The 16,907-nt window shown below is 52.6% G+C and carries 19 protein-coding genes; 3 read left to right on the top strand and 16 right to left on the bottom strand.

Annotation, left to right across the window (positions count from 1 at the left end):
* Positions 1-20 precede the first annotated feature (20 nt).
* Genes thpR through guaB form a run of 4 tightly spaced genes read right to left on the bottom strand, consistent with a single transcriptional unit; the run spans position 21 to position 4,162 of the window.
* Positions 21-563: an RNA 2',3'-cyclic phosphodiesterase gene (thpR, locus tag ACFQO0_RS13420; protein ID WP_382235450.1), complete on the bottom strand. Its 543-nt coding sequence runs from the start codon at positions 561-563 to the stop codon at positions 21-23.
* Positions 564-569: 6 nt separating this feature from the next.
* Positions 570-2,189: a glutamine-hydrolyzing GMP synthase gene (guaA, locus tag ACFQO0_RS13415; RefSeq protein WP_382235448.1), complete on the bottom strand. Its 1,620-nt coding sequence runs from the start codon at positions 2,187-2,189 to the stop codon at positions 570-572.
* Positions 2,190-2,221: 32 nt separating this feature from the next.
* Positions 2,222-2,686: an RING finger protein gene (locus tag ACFQO0_RS13410; RefSeq protein WP_382235446.1), complete on the bottom strand. Its 465-nt coding sequence runs from the start codon at positions 2,684-2,686 to the stop codon at positions 2,222-2,224.
* 15 nt (positions 2,687-2,701) lie between these two features.
* Positions 2,702-4,162, bottom strand: a complete 1,461-nt coding sequence (gene guaB, locus ACFQO0_RS13405) for an IMP dehydrogenase (RefSeq protein WP_382235445.1) — start codon at positions 4,160-4,162, stop codon at positions 2,702-2,704.
* A gap of 162 nt (positions 4,163-4,324) precedes the next feature.
* On the opposite strand from guaB, the gene ACFQO0_RS13400 reads away from it, so the two are divergent.
* Entirely contained in the window at positions 4,325-4,831 is a 507-nt protein-coding gene (locus tag ACFQO0_RS13400) for a DUF4124 domain-containing protein (protein WP_382235443.1), read from the top strand.
* Between the two features lie 44 nt (positions 4,832-4,875).
* Here ACFQO0_RS13400 and ACFQO0_RS13395 read toward each other — a convergent pair whose 3' ends face one another.
* Positions 4,876-5,211, bottom strand: coding sequence for an RnfH family protein (locus tag ACFQO0_RS13395; protein WP_382235441.1), 336 nt, complete (start codon positions 5,209-5,211; stop codon positions 4,876-4,878).
* Complete coding sequence (locus tag ACFQO0_RS13390; protein ID WP_304931767.1) at positions 5,195-5,626, bottom strand: type II toxin-antitoxin system RatA family toxin; 432 nt, start codon at positions 5,624-5,626, stop codon at positions 5,195-5,197. The genes ACFQO0_RS13395 and ACFQO0_RS13390 overlap by 17 nt, the downstream gene beginning before the upstream one ends.
* A 63-nt stretch (positions 5,627-5,689) precedes the next feature.
* On the opposite strand from ACFQO0_RS13390, the gene smpB reads away from it, so the two are divergent.
* Entirely contained in the window at positions 5,690-6,139 is a 450-nt protein-coding gene (gene smpB / locus ACFQO0_RS13385) for an SsrA-binding protein SmpB (protein WP_382235439.1), read from the top strand.
* A 72-nt stretch (positions 6,140-6,211) separates the two neighbouring features.
* Here the strand turns inward: smpB and ACFQO0_RS13380 are convergent, their stop codons facing one another.
* The 3 genes from ACFQO0_RS13380 to ppsA form a co-directional block, all read right to left on the bottom strand.
* Positions 6,212-7,147: an SPFH domain-containing protein gene (locus tag ACFQO0_RS13380; protein ID WP_382235437.1), complete on the bottom strand. Its 936-nt coding sequence runs from the start codon at positions 7,145-7,147 to the stop codon at positions 6,212-6,214.
* Positions 7,148-7,222: 75 nt separating this feature from the next.
* Complete coding sequence (locus ACFQO0_RS13375) at positions 7,223-7,675, bottom strand: NfeD family protein (RefSeq protein ID WP_382235435.1); 453 nt, start codon at positions 7,673-7,675, stop codon at positions 7,223-7,225.
* Positions 7,676-7,847: 172 nt separating this feature from the next.
* Entirely contained in the window at positions 7,848-10,283 is a 2,436-nt protein-coding gene (ppsA, locus tag ACFQO0_RS13370) for a phosphoenolpyruvate synthase (RefSeq protein WP_382235433.1), read from the bottom strand.
* 180 nt (positions 10,284-10,463) lie between these two features.
* Here ppsA and ppsR point away from each other — a divergent pair, with 180 nt between their 5' ends.
* Positions 10,464-11,309, top strand: a complete 846-nt coding sequence (gene ppsR / locus ACFQO0_RS13365; protein WP_382235431.1) for a posphoenolpyruvate synthetase regulatory kinase/phosphorylase PpsR — start codon at positions 10,464-10,466, stop codon at positions 11,307-11,309.
* A gap of 6 nt (positions 11,310-11,315) precedes the next feature.
* Here the strand turns inward: ppsR and ACFQO0_RS13360 are convergent, their stop codons facing one another.
* The 7 genes from ACFQO0_RS13360 to ACFQO0_RS13330 are packed head-to-tail and all read right to left on the bottom strand — an operon-like array spanning position 11,316 to position 16,887.
* The gene (locus ACFQO0_RS13360) at positions 11,316-12,113 is read right to left on the bottom strand and encodes a TrmH family RNA methyltransferase (protein ID WP_382235429.1); all 798 of its coding nucleotides are present in this window, start codon (positions 12,111-12,113) and stop codon (positions 11,316-11,318) included.
* A 54-nt stretch (positions 12,114-12,167) separates the two neighbouring features.
* The gene (rnhB, locus tag ACFQO0_RS13355) at positions 12,168-12,782 is read right to left on the bottom strand and encodes a ribonuclease HII (protein ID WP_382235427.1); all 615 of its coding nucleotides are present in this window, start codon (positions 12,780-12,782) and stop codon (positions 12,168-12,170) included.
* A 39-nt stretch (positions 12,783-12,821) separates the two neighbouring features.
* Positions 12,822-14,003 (bottom strand): lipid-A-disaccharide synthase, encoded by a 1,182-nt coding sequence (gene lpxB / locus ACFQO0_RS13350; RefSeq protein WP_382235426.1) that lies wholly within the window; start codon positions 14,001-14,003, stop codon positions 12,822-12,824.
* Positions 13,987-14,775, bottom strand: coding sequence for an acyl-ACP--UDP-N-acetylglucosamine O-acyltransferase (gene lpxA, locus ACFQO0_RS13345; RefSeq protein ID WP_382235424.1), 789 nt, complete (start codon positions 14,773-14,775; stop codon positions 13,987-13,989). Before lpxA ends, lpxB begins: the two co-directional genes overlap by 17 nt.
* Positions 14,775-15,293: a 3-hydroxyacyl-ACP dehydratase FabZ gene (gene fabZ, locus ACFQO0_RS13340; RefSeq protein WP_382235422.1), complete on the bottom strand. Its 519-nt coding sequence runs from the start codon at positions 15,291-15,293 to the stop codon at positions 14,775-14,777. Before fabZ ends, lpxA begins: the two co-directional genes overlap by 1 nt.
* Entirely contained in the window at positions 15,286-16,353 is a 1,068-nt protein-coding gene (gene lpxD / locus ACFQO0_RS13335; protein WP_382235420.1) for a UDP-3-O-(3-hydroxymyristoyl)glucosamine N-acyltransferase, read from the bottom strand. Before lpxD ends, fabZ begins: the two co-directional genes overlap by 8 nt.
* A 15-nt stretch (positions 16,354-16,368) precedes the next feature.
* Positions 16,369-16,887: an OmpH/Skp family outer membrane protein gene (locus ACFQO0_RS13330; RefSeq protein WP_382235418.1), complete on the bottom strand. Its 519-nt coding sequence runs from the start codon at positions 16,885-16,887 to the stop codon at positions 16,369-16,371.
* Positions 16,888-16,907: the final 20 nt, after the last annotated feature.

Raw genomic sequence — 16,907 nt, 5'->3', positions numbered from 1 at the left:
TCAGCGAAGTCAGCGACGGCTTAAGCTGCGCCCAAAGGCCAGCGCCCCAAGACTTCGTAACGACTTTTCCCGACAAAACTCTTGATCAGTACAAATTCTCTGGCGGTCCACTTTACCGGGACTGCGAGAATCTGCTCCTCAACTGCATATTTGTCATAGGCGAGCGTGATATGAGGAGTGAAAACTGTTTTATCTGCAGGAACGCCGCGCCTGCGAAGCTGATCACCAAGTTCATAGCGAAATAACTGCAGCGCGGTCATGGAGGCGTTACTTGCCAGTACCAATGGCCGCTCAGATTTTGCAGATCGAAAGCTGAGTACCTTGTCGAAACTGAGCTCAAACGCAGGCAGTTTTATGGCAGCCGCGGCGGCATGCGCATGCTCCAGCTGATCCTGTGAAAGTGCGGCAAGATCTCCCACAAAATGCAAAGTTACATGCAGCCGGTCCGCGGTGATGAAACGCGTGGAAAGATCGTGCTGAGCACACAAACCAGCACTGACTTGCTGGATCTGCGTGATGGCAGTGACGTCAGGCTGCAAGGCAAAAAACAGGCTTTCCGTCACCGTCCATTACTCCCACTCGATAGTCGCTGGTGGCTTACCTGAGATGTCATACACGACACGATTGATCCCACGCACTTCATTGATGATGCGATTGGAAACGTTGCCGAGCAATTCGTGCGGTAAATGCGCCCAGTGTGCAGTCATGAAATCCTGCGTCTGCACGGCGCGCAAGGCCACCACATATTCGTAAGTGCGGCCATCACCCATCACGCCTACCGATTTGACCGGCAGGAAGACGGCAAATGCCTGGCTGGTGGCGTCATACCAGTTGCGGTGCGGAATACCGTTGTCGGTTGCTTCCGATGCGCCGGCTGCAAGCACGAATGGCGTCTTGCGCAATTCATCAATGAAGATTGCATCGGCACGACGCAGCAGATCGGCGAATTCTTTCTTCACTTCACCGAGTATGCGCACGCCCAGGCCGGGACCCGGGAATGGATGGCGGTATACCATGTCGTGCGGCAGGCCGAGTGCGACGCCGAGCTGACGCACTTCATCCTTGAACAATTCGCGCAATGGTTCCAGCAATTGCAGATTCAATGTTTCCGGCAAGCCGCCTACATTGTGGTGGCTCTTGATGGTATGACCCTTCTTGCCCTTGCCTGCGCTCTCAATGACGTCTGGATAAATCGTGCCTTGTGCCAGCCACTTGGCATTCTTGCGTTTGCCCGCTTCAACCTGGAACACTTCAACAAATTCACGTCCGATAATCTTGCGCTTGGCTTCCGGATCGCTCACGCCGGCCAGATGACCCATGAACTGATCAACTGCATCGATGCGGATCACGTTGACGCCCAGATTTTCGGCGAACATCTCCATCACCATCTTGCCTTCATCGAGACGCAGCAGACCGTGATCGACGAACACGCAAGTCAACTGGTCGCCAATCGCGCGATGAATCAGAGCCGCCGCAACGCTGCTGTCTACGCCACCGGACAAACCGAGAATCACTTCATCAGTACCGACTTGCTGGCGAATTTTTTCGACTGCTTCGGCGATGTAATCCGGCATGTTCCAATCTGATTTGCAGCCGCAAATCTCGTGTACAAAGCGTGCAATGATGGCTTTTCCCTGTACCGTGTGCGTGACTTCCGGATGGAACTGGAATGCATACATGCGACGCGCTTCGTCCGCCATGCCAGCGATCGGGCAGTTAGGCGTAGACGCCATCAGCTTGAAGCCGGGCGGCAATTCGTCGACCTTGTCACCGTGGCTCATCCAGACCTTCAACATGCCGTGGCCTTCAGGCGTGGTGAAGTCGCTGATGTCCTTCAACAATGCGGTATGACCATGGGCACGAACTTCGGCGTAACCGAATTCGCGCACCTTGCCATTTTCGACCTTGCCACCGAGTTGCTCGGCCATCGCCTGCATGCCGTAGCAGATACCGAGTACAGGCACGCCCAATTCAAATACGGCTTGTGGTACGCGCGGCGTATCGTCACCTTCAATCACGGAATTAGGACCACCGGAAAGAATCACCCCGGCGGCGCCATAATTGCGCACGAACTCATCGCTGACGTCGTAAGGATAGACTTCTGAAAAAACGCCGGCATCGCGCACGCGGCGTGCGATCAACTGGGTAACCTGTGAACCGAAATCGAGGATGAGAATTTTCGAATGCATGTGAGTGAGCTTAGCGTTTCAAGAGTGAACAGTTATTCAATTAGGGGGTCTGCATGGGCCAGTTCGGCTTCTTGCACGGAGAAGCGCATTTCACGCTCCAGCAGCGCCACCAGATCCGTCATCCAGTGCGCGTCGCCCGCCGTGAAGGCACGTGTACGTTCATGTAACAACGCCACTCGGCCAACTACATTGCCTGTGCGATTACGTAAAGGATGCAAGGCGTAAAACCTGACTTCAAAGTTGTCGACCTTACCCAAAGGTGGGCTGAAGGGCGAAGACTTCTCCGGCATTACATGCAACGCTGCGCTTAAAGGCAGTTGCGCACAATATTGGTGTGCTGGCGTATGCAGCCCATAGCCCTGGTCATGCAAATGTACGACGCAAGCGGTGACACCGAACAGGCTTTTGCCCAGGCGCTCGATACGGGCAACAGCATCAGCAAAACTTTCATGCTGCTGTTCGCCCGGGTTCGTCACATCAGCACTAGAGGCGGACATATAACAGCGACAACCTTACTCAGCGCGGTAGTTAGGCGCTTCCTTCGTAATCTGCACGTCATGTACATGCGATTCGCGCATACCGGCCGAGGTGATTTCGACAAATTCTGCCTGTTCGCGGAAGTCGTCTATCGTTGCGCAACCACAGTAGCCCATCGATGAGCGCACGCCGCCGACCAGTTGATACAGGATCGCGATCACGCTGCCTTTGTAAGGAACGCGTCCTTCGATGCCTTCTGGTACGAACTTGTCAACATTATTGGCTGCATCCTGGAAGTAGCGATCGGCAGAACCATCGGCCATCGCGCCCAGGCTACCCATGCCGCGATATGATTTGTAGCTGCGACCCTGGAACAGAATCACTTCCCCCGGCGCTTCTTCAGTACCAGCGAACATGCTACCCATCATGACCGTCGATGCGCCGGCTGCCAGTGCTTTCGAAATATCACCGGAGAAGCGGATACCACCGTCAGCGATACACGGAATACCCGTGCCCTTGAGCGCATCTGCCACGTTCGAGATCGCCGTGATCTGCGGCACGCCTACACCCGCGACGATACGCGTGGTACAGATCGAACCAGGGCCGATGCCGACCTTGACGCCGTCTGCGCCATGATCTGCCAATGCCCTGGCTGCTGCTGCCGTTGCAATATTGCCGCCAATGACATCAACGCCTTTGTAGTTATCCTTGATCCAGCGGACGCGATCCAGTACACCTTTGGAATGACCGTGTGCGGTATCGACAACAATGACGTCAACGCCAGCCTTGACCAGCAAGTCAATACGTTCGTCGTTGTCGGCGCCTACACCAACCGCTGCGCCTACGCGCAATTTGCCGAATCCGTCTTTCGACGCGATCGGATGCTCCGTTGCTTTTTGAATATCCTTGGCCGTAATCAAACCACGCAACTCGAAGGCGTCGTTGACGACCAATACGCGTTCGAGGCGATGCTTGTTCATCAGGCGCTTGGCCTCAACCAGATCTGCACCTTCGGATACAAACACCAGCTTGTCCTTGGGCGTCATCTTGGCACTGACCGGTGCATCCAGTTCGTTTTCAAAACGCAGATCGCGGTTGGTAATAATGCCGACGACGATTTTGCCCTCAACTACCGGGAAGCCGCTGATACCGTGCTGTTGCGACAAGGCGATGACGTCACGGATCTTGGTCGTTGGCGCAATCGTGATCGGGTCACGCACCACACCGGATTCGAAACGCTTGACCTTGGCAACTTCGCGCGCCTGCTCGGCGGCGGTCAAATTCTTGTGGATGATGCCGATACCGCCTTCTTGCGCCATGGCGATCGCAAGGCGCGCTTCAGTGACGGTATCCATTGCTGCGGACAGCAAAGGGATATTCAATGTGATGTTGCGCGACAGGCGCGTAACAAGAGAAGTATCTTTTGGGAGAATGTCGGAATAAGCCGGGACCAGCAGCACGTCATCGAATGTGAGTGCTTTTTGTAATAGACGCATAGTATTTTCCTAGTGGCGCAAAAGCGAATTATACAGAAATCCGTTTCATGCGTCCCGCCCTTGCGACAAAGTCTCTGCAAAATTTCCTTTTACATTGACAGATAAGGTCAAGCATGGCGAAATCGCACAAGTATTCACCCAGCCCTTTCTTGAGGATTTGTCATGCATGCATCCGGTTTGAAACGCTTTACTGTTGCCGTCTTTTTAGCTGGCTGTGCTGGCGCCGCCATGGCGCAATACGTATGGCTGAACGACAAAGGCGTGAAACAATACTCCGACACACCGCCGCCCGCATCGGTACCTAACAGCAAAATCCTGAAATCGCCGCATGGCTCTACGCAGGCCAGCACTTCGGCCAAAGCAGCGGAAGAACCAGCCGGCGACGTTGACGCGACCAAGAAGGCGCCGCAAACGATCGCTGAAAAAAACGCCGATTTCAATAAACGCAAGATGGAACAGGCCGAAAAAGACAAGGAAGCGGCCGCCAAGGCAAAACAGGCAGCCGACAAAAAGAAGGGCTGCGAGCAGGCCGGCAATTACAAACGCGTACTGGATTCGGGAGAACGCATTAGCCGCATGGATAAATCAGGGGAGCGTTCCTTTATGACAGATGAAGAGCGCAGGCAAGAAACGCGCAACAACAACCGCATCATGGAAGACTGTAAATAAAGTGCCGAGGTTGGGTAAAAACTGTCCGACTTGAATCGGCAATGTCAGGCCTTGTTTTTGGCGTCCTTGCTTTCAGCGCGTTTTCTGCGTGAATCTTTGGGGTCTGCGATGAGCGGCCGGTAGATTTCAATCCGGTCATGCTCGTGCAGAATCGTATCCAGTGTTTTCAATTTGCCGTAAATCCCGACGCGCCAGACGCTGACATCGATTTCCGGCGCTTGTTGGATAATTCCGCTACTCTGGATCGCCTGCTGGATGGTGGTGCCATCCGCAACCGTTTGCTCTAGTAAAAACTGCTTGTCCGGCCGCGCATAGCAAATCTGGATATGTATGCCGGTGGCGGTCGAGCCGGGCAAATGTAGGTCAGCCATATACTTCATCCGCACGCTTGCTGAACGAATCGACGAAGCTGGTCGCAATCATATTGAATACCGGCCCGATAATCGATTCGATCAGCCGATTCGAGAATTCATACTGCAGGTCGAATTCAATCTTGCAGGCATCTTCCCGCAGCGGCTTGAATACCCATGTACCATGCAACTCCTTGAATGGTCCTTCCAGCAAACGCATCGTCATCGACACCGGCCGCACCGTTGTGTTTTCGGTCGTGAAGCTTTGTTTGATGCCGTGATAATTGATCATGATGCTGGCGACCAGCCTGCCTTCTTCGCGCTGCTTGACGTCTACGCCGCCGCACCATGGCAAGAACTGAGGATAATCCTCAACCCGATCGACCAGCGCGAACATCTGTTCGGCGCTGTAACCAAGTAAAACTGTTTTGTGCACTACTGCCATCGAATAAGAACCGTTTGATAGAATCGCAGAGTTGCCATTTTAACCGACCATTAGCCGAAACTCATGAGCATTGTTGATAACAGAAAAGCATTCCACGATTATTTCATCGAGGAGCGCTTCGAGGCCGGCATCGTATTGCAGGGTTGGGAAGTCAAGGCGATACGCGCCGGACGTTCGCAGTTGAAGGAAGCCTACGTCATTGTACGCAATGATGAAATTTTCCTGTTCGGCGCACACATCAGTCCTTTATCCTCCGCCTCCACGCATGTGACACCCGATCCGGTACGCACGCGCAAGCTGCTGCTGAAGTCGGAGGAAATCAAGAAACTAACGATCAAGGTCGAACGCGCGGGCTATACGCTGGTGCCGCTTAACCTGCATTATCAAAAAGGGTATATCAAATGCGAGATCGGACTGGCAAAGGGCAAGAAGCAACACGATAAACGCGATACCGAAAAGCAGCGCGATACCCAGCGCGAGATTCAATCGGTGATGAAACAAAATCGAAGATAAAAAAACGGCGCTCGAAGCGCCGTTTTTTTATGCTCGAAACCGAGGTATGAAACCTCAGGCAATCCCGGAAAATTACAACTTGGTTTGCGGCGCTTGGAATTTCACCACTTGCATCGCCGTCGCAATCAAACTACCCATATCGCCCAGATTTGCCGGGATGATGATGGAATTGTTTGTCTTCGCCAGCTTGCCGAAGGCTTCCACATACTGCTCCGCCACCTTGAGGTTCACTGCATCGGAACCGCCGGGTTCCTGAATTGCAGCCGCTGTTTTACGTATTGCCTCGGCACTCGCCACCGCAATCGACAGAATCGCCGAAGCTTCACCCTGCGCACGATTAATCGCCGCCTGCTTCTCGCCTTCCGAACGTGCGATCGATGCTTCGCGCTCACCGGTAGCGATATTGATCTGCTCCTGTTTGCGCCCTTCGGAGGCGGCGATCAGCGCACGCTTCTCGCGCTCGGCAGTGATTTGCGATTGCATCGCGTGCAAAATTTCACGGGGGGGCGTCAAATCCTTGATCTCGTAACGCAAGACTTTCACACCCCAGTTGGCAGCTGATTCATCCACTGCACCGACGACACTGTGGTTGATGAGATCACGTTCTTCAAAGGTTTTATCCAGTTCCATGCGGCCGATAACCGAGCGCAAGGTCGTTTGCGCCAATTGCGAAATAGCAGAAATATAATTCGATGAGCCGTACGATGCACGCATAGGGTCGGTCACCTGAAAATACAAAATGCCATCGACTTCGAGTTGCGTATTGTCCTTGGTGATACAGACTTGCATGGGCACATCGAGTGGAATTTCCTTGAGCGAATGCTTGTAGGCGATGCGATCTATGAAGGGCAACACGATCTTCAAACCGGGGCCCAGCGTCGCATGGTATTTGCCGAGGCGTTCCACGACCCATGCGTGCTGCTGAGGCACGACATTGACGGTCTTGACGACAAAGACAATCACCAAAAATAATAGAAAAATGATGGTAGTGCTGGTGGTACCGAACATATGAACTCCTTTTGTAATATTTCTGCTAAATACGTTTATGTGTTGAACAGGATGTTACGGAATGATGGCAGTACCTTAATCGTCTACCGTGTCGTTATTGATAAGAATCAAATGATTGCCCCGCACCTCCTGGATACGAAACACGCCAGGCACAGCAGTACCGTTGCTGGCAAGTTCCACATCCCACAGTGCGCCGCGATACATTACGCGCGCCTGGCTGGTCGCTCCGGGTACCTTACGCCATTCGGCAACTTCAATGGTTTGCCCGATATCGAGATTGATACCTGAATCGCGTGCCGAGTTGATATTTGATGATCGCCCAAAGCGGCTGCGACGCAGTGCAAAAGTAGCGATGGCTGCTACAGCGGCGGCAACTATGCATTGCCAACTGCCGCTACCGCCGGCAAGTGCAACGACACCGCCGGCCGCGGCCCCTGCGCCGATCATCAGCAAATAAAAAGTCCCACTTGCCATTTCCAATATGATCAGTACAGATGCCACCGCAAACCAAATCATCCAGTCAGTCATCAGCATTCCTTTCAGCGCGTAAAAACAAAAACCCTCGGAGTCCGTTGGGCAACGAGGGTTGAAAACCACGATAAAGCTTGTTCTGTGTCAGCCGGTCGGGTGCATACAGTCTAGTCTAAAAAACCGGACTGCAAAATAAAATCGAATGCCCCGACCGTTGGCTACAGCCGTATTACAGGCGCTTGGCCAGGTTCTGCCATGTTTCAATGACGGAGTCGGGATTGAGGGAAAGCGAGGTAATACCTTCTTTCATCAACCACTCTGCAAAATCAGGATGATCCGATGGACCCTGACCACAGATGCCGACATACTTACCCTGCTTGCGACAAGCTGCAATGGCACGCGAGAACAAGGCCAGCACAGCAGGATCACGTTCATCAAAATCGGCAGCCAGAATTTCCATGCCGGAATCACGATCCAGTCCCAGCGTCAGCTGGGTCAAATCGTTGGAACCAATGGAGAAGCCGTCAAAGTAATTCAGGAACTCTTCCGCCAGAATTGCATTCGATGGCACTTCGCACATCATGATGATACGCAAGCCGTTCTCTCCCCGCTTCAAACCATTCTTCGCCAGCAAATCGATGACCTTTTCAGCCTGGCCCAGGGTACGTACAAACGGCACCATGATCTCGACGTTAGTCAGTCCCATTTCATCGCGCACGCGCTTCATCGCCTTGCATTCCATCTCGAACGATTCAGCAAAATCCGGTGCGAGGTAACGCGCCACACCACGGAAACCGAGCATAGGATTTTCTTCATCCGGCTCGTAGCGTGAACCGCCAATCAGCTTCTTGTACTCGTTCGATTTGAAATCCGACAGACGTACAATCACTGGCTTCGGCCAGAATGCAGCACCGATGGTAGCGATGCCTTCGGCCAGTTTGTCGATGTAAAAGGCCTTCGGTGAGGCATGACCGCGCGCGACCGACTCGACGGCCTTCTTGAGATCCGGATCGATGTGCGGATATTCCAGAATTGCTTTTGGATGTACGCCGATATTGTTATTGATGATGAACTCAAGGCGCGCCAAGCCAACACCTGCATTGGGAATCGACTGGAAGTCAAATGCGAGTTGAGGATTACCGACGTTGAGCGTGATCTTCAATGGCAGTTCTGGCAAATCGCCGCGTGCAATTTCGGTTACTTCGGATTCCAGCAAGCCGTCATAGACTTTGCCCTCATCACCCTCAGCGCACGATACAGTTACCAGTGCACCGTCCTTCAACAGTTCGGTAGCATCACCACAACCAACAACAGCCGGCACACCCAGCTCACGCGCGATAATTGCTGCGTGACAGGTACGACCACCTCGGTTGGTAATGATAGCGGATGCGCGCTTCATGACCGGTTCCCAGTTGGGATCGGTCATGTCCGCAACCAATACATCGCCTGGTTGCACGCGTTCCATATCTGCAGCATCAAGAATTACACGCACAGGACCAGCACCAATCTTTTGACCGATGGCGCGACCGACGGTCAATACAGTGCCGCTCCCTTTCATCTTGAACCGTTGCTGCACATCAGTCGGTTTTTGCTGCGACTTGACGGTTTCAGGACGCGCTTGCAGGATGTAGAGCTGACCATCCAAGCCGTCCTTGCCCCATTCAATGTCCATCGGGCGACCGTAGTGCTTTTCAATGATGACAGCGTATTTTGCGAGCTGTACGATTTCTTCATCAGTCAGCGAATAGCGATTGCGCATACCGATAGGTACGTCGACGGTTTGCACTGAACGGCCGGCTTTCGCTTCAGCAGTGAATTCCATCTTGATCAGCTTGGAACCGATGTTGCGACGAATGATAGGCAGCTTGCCTTTTTCCAGCATAGGCTTGTGCACATAGAACTCATCGGGATTGACTGCGCCCTGCACCACTGTTTCGCCCAGACCATAGCTCGAAGTGATGAAGACCACATCAGTGAAACCCGACTCGGTATCCAGCGTAAACATCACGCCGGCAGACCCCAGATCAGAACGCACCATGCGCTGCACACCAGCCGACAAGGCAACTTCAGCATGGGTAAAGCCTTTGTGTACGCGATACGAGATAGCGCGGTCGTTGTAGAGCGACGCGAACACGTGCTTGATGGCTTCCAGCACATTATCGATGCCGACTACATTAAGGAAGGTTTCCTGCTGGCCAGCAAATGATGCGTCTGGCAAATCTTCTGCAGTGGCGGAGGAACGCACGGCAAATGACATTTCCTTGGACGAATCGGCAGAAAGGTTTTGATAGTACTGTTTGATTTCGGCAAGAAGTCGCGGCTGGAATGGTGTCTCCACGATCCAGTTACGAATCTCTGCGCCAGCTTGTGCGAGCGAGCGTACATCGTCGATATCCAGACCAGCGAGCCGATCTGCAATGCGTTGCGCCAGACTCAGCCCACCGCTTTCAGTATGTTCAAGAAAATCCCTGAACGCCTGTGCCGTGGTGGCAAAACCGCCCGGCACTCTGACACCAGCCTCCGCGAGCTGACTGATCATTTCTCCGAGTGAAGAGTTTTTACCTCCCACCGAATCCACGTCAGACATCCGTAGATGTTCGAAGGATACGACATAGCTTCCCTCTATCTGGTCAGGCTTGCTCCCAGTGTTTATAACATTCGACATAACAACCTCTGCTTTGATGACAAGAAATCTTCATGCGTGCCTTTCTTAGGCGACAGTTTTTGTTATTCTTCGAGAGCCGCTCTACGTAAAGAACTGTTGGCCGCCATTTTACAGAATCCGGTTCGAATGCGCACCGCACTGCAGCATTTTTTTAACTTACATCAGCCTTACATATCCACCATGCCTACATCAGTCGATCGCAGTACCGTTAGTGCACGCACCGTATTTTTTGTCTCCGACGGCACTGGTATCACTGCAGAAACCTTTGGCCATTCAGTTTTGACGCAGTTCGATCTGCGCTTCAAGCAGATACGTTTACCGTTCATCGACACGCTGGACAAGGCGCATGATGCACTGCGCAAAATAAATGATGCATTCGCGATCGATGGTCAACGTCCAATTGTGTTTTCAACCCTGGTCAAAGCAGAGCTATCTGACGTGGTGCGCTTATCCAAAGGCATGCACATGGATCTGATACAAACCTTTGTTGAGCCGCTGGAACAGGAATTGGGTGTCAAATCCACGCATACGATAGGACGCAGTCATACCAGTACCGATTCTGAAGAATACAAGAATCGTATCGAGGCGATTAATTTTTCACTCGCGCATGACGACGGTCAGTCCAACAAGAATCTTTCGGGAGCGGATGTGATACTGGTGGGTGTATCGCGTTCAGGAAAGACACCGACCAGCCTGTTCCTTGCCATGCAGTACGGCATCAAGGCAGCGAACTATCCTTTGATCCCTGATGATTTTGAAAGAGAGAAATTGCCCAGCGGCTTGGTGCCCTACAAGAGCAAGATATTCGGCCTGTCGATTGCAGCCGACCGGCTGGCGGAAATCCGCAATGAGCGATTACCGGGCAGCAAATACGCAGCGCTGGAAAACTGTCGTTATGAAATTAATGAGGCAGAAAAACTGATGCGTCGTGAAGGCATACGCTGGATGTCATCAACCACAAAATCCATCGAGGAAATTGCGGCGACGATATTGCAGGAAATCAAATCAGAACAGCGTCCTGATTAAGAAAAATTAGTCTGACGTTTGCTGCCGCACTTGTTCAAAGAAACACACGGCGGAGCTTGCAGCGACATTCAATGACTCAATCGCGCCCAGATGCGGAATCGTAGCCTGATGCGTGGACAATGCCTGCAAATGCTCGGCAACACCCTGCCCTTCATGCCCGAACAACCAAGCCACCGGCTTGGTCAGATCCAGATCGTAAATGCGTTGCTTTGCATAAGAACTGGTGGCAATCACCGGGATATCTGCGCGCTGAATCAATGCCTCGAGATCGACATTTTCAAATATCTCAATCAGGAAATGGGCCCCCATCCCGGCGCGTAATACCTTGGGCGACCATGCGAAGGTGGTTCCCGGACTGCAGAATACTTGCCTGATGCCGGCGGCAGCTGCGCTACGCACGATAGAACCGAAGTTGCCTGGGTCCTGCACTTTGTCGAGCAAGACCGCCGACTGCATCAGGCGCTGCGGTTCTTTCTGTTCCGGGGTGTCGATGACAAATAAAATATCGATACCATGCTCGACCTGACTCAAGGCGTGAAACAAGGCATCCGGCAACACGATACTTTGCGTTGCAGCGCTATCAGCGCATCCCTGCAGAATAACGGTCACTTCGCTATTGAGTACCGCCGTTTCGCTCACTATGCACAAGGGCGGCATACCGACATGCTGCAGATACGCTTCGCAAAGATGCACACCATCCAGCAAAGTGCGGGCCGCCTTGCGACGCGCCTGTGAGCTGGTCGCAAGATGCTTCAACTCTTTATAAAGCGGATTGTCACGCGAGGAAATTGTTTTGAGCGTCATGATAATAAGCAAAACTGCATCTGAAGGTTGTTGCCGCGGCTAATTATTGACTTACTATTTAATAAGTAAGGCACGCACCGGCGCATACGATTTGCGGTGCACAGGCGAGACGCCATGTTCGCGCAAGCGCTCCATATGCAGAGCCGTAGGATAACCCTTGTGTTGATCGAAGGCATAATGCGGATACGCAAGGTGCAGCAATCCCAAGGCATGGTCGCGCGCCGTTTTTGCCAGAATCGATGCCGCTGAAATTGCCGGGACCTTGTCGTCACCCTTGATGATTGCCTCGCCGCGCACCGTCATGACCGGACATCGATTGCCATCGATCAGCGCCAGCGTAGGCGTAATATGCAACCCTTCAATCGCCCTGCGCATCGCCAGCATGGTCGCCTGCAAAATATTCAGCGTATCGATTTCTTCTTCCGAACATTGGGCGATCGACCACGATAATGCATGCGCCTTGATTTCGATAGCCAGTGCATCACGCCGTACTTCCGTCAGTTTCTTCGAGTCGCGCAAGCCATCAATCGGATGCATCGGATCGAGAATCACCGCAGCAGCAAATACCGGACCTGCCAAAGGACCGCGACCAGCTTCATCCACGCCGCAGATGAGATCGTCATCGAGACTAGTGAACAGCGAGAGATTGGCATCTATTTTCTTTATCATGGCGATCTATGGGTTGCAGCGCGCATCATCACAAATGCATCACGAAGCGCGTGGTGTTTGCGCAATCAGCTCCAGCACTGCGCGCGCGCTTTCTGCCGCGGTATCACGCAATAAAGTGCGATGCATGTCGGTAAAACGGCGCTGCAGGTATTCACGATGTGCGCCATCCTGCAATTGTTTCCACAATGCTTCCGCGAGTGCTTCAGGCGTCGCCGCATCCTGCAACAGTTCTGGCACCAGGAATTCCTGCGCGAGAATATTCGGCAAGCCTATCCACGGCTGATATCCCATATGGCGCAATACATGCCAAGAGGCACGCATCATCTTGTAGGCAATCACCATCGGTTTTTTGAACAACGCCACTTCCAGCGATGCAGTGCCGGATGCTACCAGTACTGCATCCGCTGCCGCTAATGCACGATGTGACTGACCGTCGATGACCTTGACGGGCACATCGCGCAATCCCGCCTGTTCGATCAACTCATTAAAGTAACGATGCTGCGCCTCACCTGCCATAGGTGCGACGAACTGAAGCGTGGCGTCTAGTTGCAGCAGGATTTTTGCGGCGGCGACGAAAGGGACGGAGTTGTACTTCAATTCCGACATCCTGCTGCCAGGCAGAATTGCCACCACGGGCGACGCTGCTGGCAAGCCCAATGCTACGCGAGCACCCGCCTGATCCGGAACCATTGGTATGACTTGCGCCAGTGGATGACCTACATAGGTCGCTGGAATACCCGCCTTGCGATAAATTTCTTCTTCAAACGGAAAAATGACCAGCATGTGCGATACGGCGCGTGCAATCTTTTTGATGCGTCCGCCACGCCAAGCCCAGATCGATGGACCGATGAAGTGCATGGTGGGGATGCCGGCACTTTTCAATTGCGCTTCCAGACCCAAATTGAAATCGGGCGCATCGACACCAATGAAAACGGCTGGCCGCTCTATCAATAATTGATCGCGTAGTGCAATTTGAATAGCCTTGATTTCTCGATAATGCGCCAGCACTTCGAACAAGCCGCGCACCGACAATTTCTCCATAGGGAAATCGCTGATGAAGCCATGTTGCGCCATATGCGTCCCGCCTATGCCATGCATCAATGCATCCGGCAATTGCGGACGCAAACCGGACAGCAAGCGACCCGCCAGCAAATCACCGGAAGTTTCACCGGCGACCATTGCGATCGAGGTCTTGCTTGTTACGTCAGCGGATGATGCCACGGGGAGATGCTGCTATGAATTCGCGCAATTGCCGTAGATGGGCGGCGGCGTCAGGAGATTTCTTTTCTTCTTCCAGCAATGCAGACTTGGCTTCTTCCAAGGGCAAACCGGAACGATAAATAATCTTGTAGCCACGCTTGATGGCCATGATCTGTTCACTGCTGAAGCCACGGCGCTTCAATCCTTCACTATTGATACCTGCAGGAACAGCGCGGTTGCCGGCAGCAGTAACGAATGGCGGAATATCCTGGCTAACCGCGGCAGTAAAGGCAGTCATCGCATGTTCGCCGATACGGCAGAATTGATGTACGGAAGTAAAGCCACCGAGAAATACCCAGTCTTCCAGATGAACGTGGCCGGCTAACGTCGCATTATTTGCAAGGATAATGTTGCTGCCCAACTGGCAATCATGTGCGATGTGCACATACGCCATGATCCAGTTGTCATTGCCCAGGCGCGTGATATTCGCATCCTGGGTCGTGCCCAGATTGATGGTGACGAATTCACGTATCGTATTGCGATCGCCGATAGAAAGTTCGGTCGGCTCACCGGCGTACTTCTTATCCTGCGGCGCAGCACCGATGGAGGCAAACTGAAATATCGTATTATCGGCACCTATCGTCGTATGGCCTTCGACCACGACATGCGGACCGATTTTGCTGCGCGCACCAATTTTTACATCAGGGCCGATAACCGAATACGCGCCAACCTCGACCGACGCATCGAGTTGCGCCTTCGGATCGACTATCGCAGTTGGATGAATCAAGCTCATTACTGCCCCGCGGCTGGACTTGGTTCGTTGATGGTGCGCATCGTGCACATCAGTTCAGCTTCCAGCGCCAGTTGGCCGTCTACCGAACCGGTCGCCTTGTACTTCCAGATGCCACGTGCATTACGCAGAATTTCAACTTCCATTTTCAACTGGTCGCCAGGTTCGACTGGGCGTTTGAAACGCGCACCGTCGATGCCGATGAAATAAACCACGCTATTGTCATCAGGCTTTTGACCCATCGTCAAAAATGACAGCAAGGCTGCTGTTTGCGCCAGCGCTTCTATCATCAACACGCCTGGCATGACCGGCTTGTGGGGGAAATGCCCGTTGAAGAACTCTTCATTGGCGGTAACGTTCTTGATTGCAGTAATCGACTTGCCGGATTCCCAGGTCAATACGCGATCGACCAACAGCATCGGATAGCGATGCGGCAAATATTGCTTGATCTGATTGATATCCAGCGTTTTTGACACTGCTTTAACTTCCGCGTTGATTTTCGTTTTTGTGTCATTACTCATTTGGTTCTTCACTCTCATTGGCGCTGAGCGCTTTAATTGTTTTTTCTAGTTCGCGAATTTTCTCACGCATCGTCGGTAAATTGCGCACGATCACCGCAGATTTTTCCCAATCGGCATTTTTTGCCAGTGGATAAAATCCGGTGTACTGCCCTTTCTCATGAATCGAGCGCGATACCATGCTACCGGACGAAATGTGAACATGATCTGCAATGCTCAAATGGCCTAACACCATCGCTGCCCCGCCGAATGTGCAATGCTTGCCGATGACGGCACTACCCGCGACACCAACGCAGCCGGCCATTGCCGTGTGCGCACCAATATGGCAATTGTGGCCGATCTGAATTTGATTATCGAGTTTGACGCCATCTTCAATTACCGTATCGGCTAATGCGCCGCGATCGATAGAAGTATTCGCGCCAATTTCCACGTCATCGCCGATTTTGACTGCCCCGGTCTGTGGAATCTTGATCCAAGCCCCGCCTTCATTGGCAAAACCGAAACCATCCGCACCGATTACAGCGCCTGGATGAATAATCCCGCGTTTGCCTATCTGGCATCCTGCCAAAAATGTTACACGTGGATGGAAGAGCGTTGCGCTCCCAACTTTCGCATCGGCACCAATGAAACAGCCCGCACCAATTACGCAACCCTCTTCAATCACCGCGCCTGCGTCGATCGTGACATGTGGTCCAATGGAGGCATTTGCAGCCACCCGAGCTTGCGGGTCAACGGCGGCAGTAGGATGTATACCCAGAGTCGGCACGCGCGCATTCAATGATGCAAAGAATTGCGCTGCATGCGCAAAATAGGCATACGGATTGGGGGCGATAATTCGTGTGCCCGAATAACTCGCGCCCACGACATCATCGTCTGCAGCAGACAAAATCAAAGCGGCCGCACGTGTTTGTGCAGCCTGCGCTCTAAACTTGGGATTGGAAAGAAACGTGATGTGCGATGCATCGGCATCGCTTAACGGCGCAATGCCGACAACTTCAATGTCGGCATTGCCTATCAACCGGCCCCCCAAGCGTTCGACTAATTCTCCCAGCCGAGTGCTCATCGTTGCCTTTATATTTTATTTGCTCAAAGCCTTGAGCACTTTGTCGGTGATGTCGATACGCGGGCTGATATAAACCGCTTCCTGCAACACGATATCGTATTTTTCAGCTTCCGCGATCTGCTTGATCACCTTGTTGGTACGATCGATGACATTGGCCATTTCCTCGTTGCGGCGCTGATTCAAATCTTCTTTGAATTCACGTTGCGTACGTTGAAAATCCTTATCGACTTCAGCCAGTTCGCGCTGACGTTTGGTACGATCGGAATCCGACAGTACGGCAGCGTCTTTATCCAGCTTGTCTGCCATGGTTTTCAAACGGTTCGCCAAATCCTGCAATTCTTTTTGACGTTTGGAAAATTCCTGTTCGATCTTGACTTGTGCAGCTTTGTAGGGCGCTGCCTCACGGAAAATACGCTCGGTACTCACCACACCAATTTTCATTTCCTGCGCTTGCACACCGGATACAAAGAACAGTCCTGCTACAAATATTGTCAGGCCCTTGGTGGCCACTGATAGTTTAGTTAACGACTTCAAAATAATTCTCCGCGTTTCAA

It is taken from the genome of Herminiimonas aquatilis, from assembly GCF_042665175.1.
Lineage (GTDB): Bacteria > Pseudomonadota > Gammaproteobacteria > Burkholderiales > Burkholderiaceae_D > Oxalicibacterium > Oxalicibacterium aquatilis.
Note: the sequence above shows the minus strand (reverse complement) of the source record. Positions and strands in the feature narration are given on the sequence as shown.